Origin of the sequence: Longimicrobium sp., from assembly GCF_036280135.1 — a bacterium.
In the GTDB taxonomy this organism is placed as follows: domain Bacteria; phylum Gemmatimonadota; class Gemmatimonadetes; order Longimicrobiales; family Longimicrobiaceae; genus Longimicrobium.
This window is the reverse complement of sequence record NZ_DASURI010000908.1, coordinates 1-2,478: the sequence shown is the minus strand read 5'-3', so window position 1 is coordinate 2,478 and position 2,478 is coordinate 1. Positions and strand designations below refer to the sequence as shown.

3 protein-coding genes are annotated in these 2,478 nt (G+C 73.4%); all 3 read right to left on the bottom strand.

Annotated features, from left to right (window positions below; all coding sequences use genetic code 11):
• Positions 1–43: 43 nt before the first annotated feature.
• The 3 genes from VFZ20_RS29295 to VFZ20_RS29285 all read right to left on the bottom strand — a co-directional run bounded on the left by VFZ20_RS29295 (position 44) and on the right by VFZ20_RS29285 (position 2,329).
• A complete protein-coding gene (locus tag VFZ20_RS29295; RefSeq protein WP_329687509.1) occupies positions 44–511 on the bottom strand; it encodes a hypothetical protein in 468 nt (155 codons plus the stop codon).
• A 27-nt stretch (positions 512–538) separates the two neighbouring features.
• Positions 539–1,024, bottom strand: coding sequence for a hypothetical protein (locus VFZ20_RS29290; RefSeq protein ID WP_329687508.1), 486 nt, complete (start codon positions 1,022–1,024; stop codon positions 539–541).
• Between the two features lie 177 nt (positions 1,025–1,201).
• Positions 1,202–2,329 carry a hypothetical protein gene (locus VFZ20_RS29285; RefSeq protein ID WP_329687507.1) on the bottom strand — a complete coding sequence of 376 codons (1,128 nt, stop codon included), beginning with the start codon at positions 2,327–2,329 and terminating at the stop codon, positions 1,202–1,204.
• Positions 2,330–2,478 lie beyond the last annotated feature (149 nt).

Below are 2,478 nucleotides of genomic sequence, written 5' to 3'. Positions count from 1 at the left end.
TCCCTGTTCCCTGTTCCCTATTCCCTATTCCCTATTCCCTTGCTCAGCGGCGGAGCTCCGCCGGCACCTGCTCCAGCAGGCCCACGTGCAGCACGCCCCAGAAGCCCACGAGGATGGCCTCCGCGGCGTCGTGGCGCAGCGAGGTGGGCCGTGGCGCGGCGGACCAGTCGATCACACGGCGGGCCAGGTCGCCCGCGTGGTGCTTGGCCTGCGCGCCCGTGCGCTGCTCGCGCGTGTACAGCAGCTGCTCGCGCCACCGCTCCGCGGGGATGCGGATGACCGCCAGCCCCAGCTTTTCGCCCTCGCGGGTCCAGATCTCCGCCAGGTTGCCGCCGCCCTCCAGCACCAGCCAGCGCACCTCGGGGTTCTCGCGCAGCAGGCCGTGCACGGCGCGCCGCAGCCGCGTGGCCGTGCCAAAGTTCTGCGACCGGTACCACCGCAGGCGCCCGTCCGCGCCAAACAGCGCCAGCCCCGTGCGCAGCCCCAGATCCACCGCCAGCAGGCTCCCCATGCCCGCCGCCGAGCGCAATTCCCGCGCTCAGTACCGCACCGCGCCGAAGTACGAATCGCTGAGCTCCAGCCGTCCGAACGTCTCCGTGCGCGGATCGTAGACAACCCCGAACAGGCCCGCGCCCGCGTCGCACCACGCCAGGAGGTGCGTCTTCCAGGATATGCCGTGCACGGCTTCACGCGAAGGGTGGACAAAGGCGGCGTGGACCCCGTGCACGTACACGAGCCGCGTTCCGCCCCGCGTGATGCCCACGTACTGGCGATAGTAGCGGTCCCCCCGCAAGCCCAGCGTTCTCTCCCCGGCGGGGAGGACCACCAGGGGCAGAACGCTGTCCAGCACCGCCGGCAGGCGCGCCTCCACGTTCCGCACGGTGGCGGAATCCGGCTCCCAGAACCCCGCTGGGCTCCAGGGGCCCTCGCCGTCCTCCGGCGTGGGGCTGCACGATCGCAGCACCCGCTGTCCCTGGAGAGCGGGAAGCACCGTCCACCCCACGGCATCCTCCGGCGAGGCCATGTCGGATGAGAAGGCTGGTGCCGGAACGCCCGCCTGTCCACATGCGGTGACCACCGTCACGGCGAGGAGCAGCGGAATGACGCTTCGGCTGACGGAGGGCATGCGGCTCCTCGGGGCGGGCGGTGATCGGGCGGATCGATCAACCTACGCGCCGGACGAGCGGAGCGCGCAAGGCCCTCACTCCGTTCGCCGATGGCGATCGGCCCAGGCGCGGCGGGCGGCGGCGAGGCTGCCGGGATCATCCTCCGGCGCCTGCGGATGGGCCGCGGCCGGCGCGAGGCCCGCGCGGCGCGTGAGCTCCGCGCGAAAGGCGACCGGATCGTCCACGTACACGCCGATGCGCTCGATGCCCCGCTTGCGCCAGCCGTACAGGCCGATGGCGTCCACCGGTTCGCGCAGAGTGACCACCGTCTGCGGCGTGCCGACGAAGGCGGCGTGCAGGTAGCCCGGCGTCTCTCGGTCGATCCCCGCGCGGGGCGAGGCGTCCACCGCCGCGATGGCGGAAGAGGGCACGGCCACGTCCCAGATCATCCCCACGCGCACCCGCGCCGCCCGCGGGCCCAGCGTGACGGGGCGCAGGCGCAGCGCCCGCGCGAAGCCCACGATCCACAGCAGCGTATACGCGCTCAGGGCCGTCAGCACCCACGCCAGCCGGTCGTCGTGGTGCGCGACGAGCACGTGCACCACGGCGCCCTCCAGCGTCGTCGCCATCCCCAGCCCCGACATCACCCCCATCGCGCCCGTCCGGCGGTCGTTCGTGAACGCCGTCTCGTCCGGCGCCACGCGCGGCGCGGACCGCCAGGAGAGCAGCGCGTACCACACGAGCATCACCTCCGCCGCGACGGCGTGCGCCAGCGCGGGGCTGCCCATCATCTCCTCCAGCGCGTCGCGAAAGGCATCGAACGGGTCCGCCTCGCGGGGCGTGGCGCGCATCCGCCGCACCATGCGCCGCGTGCGCACGGCGGCGACGCCCATCACCGCCACCTCCACCAGCGGCAGCACCGTAAGCGAGGCCAGGCCCAGCCATCCCTCGTATCCTTCGGGCAGGATCAGGCGCGCCGCCGCGAGGCTCACCAGGAAGACGGGAAGCAGGGTGACGGCCGGCACACGGGCCCGGCGGACGGCCAGGAACCAGTAGAGCAGGGGAACGGTGACGAGCAGGTCGATGGTGATGGCGGCCGACAGGGCCCGCGGCGCCGCGGCCAGCAGCGGCGACGAGACGATGGCGAGCGTGGTGGCGTAGACGAGGATCGCGGAAAGCGCAAAGCCGGCGAGGGGCCGGCGGGATGGACCAAGGGCGAGCATGGGGCTGCTCCGGGGAGCACGGTGTGCGGCGGATCGTGGGCCGGGCGATGCGCCGGGCTCCTCCGCGCGCGTCCGCGTGGGGGCGGACTCCCACACGGTACGCGTCGCGCCCGACGGCGTCCGTAGGGGCTGCTCCGCGCGTGCGGTAG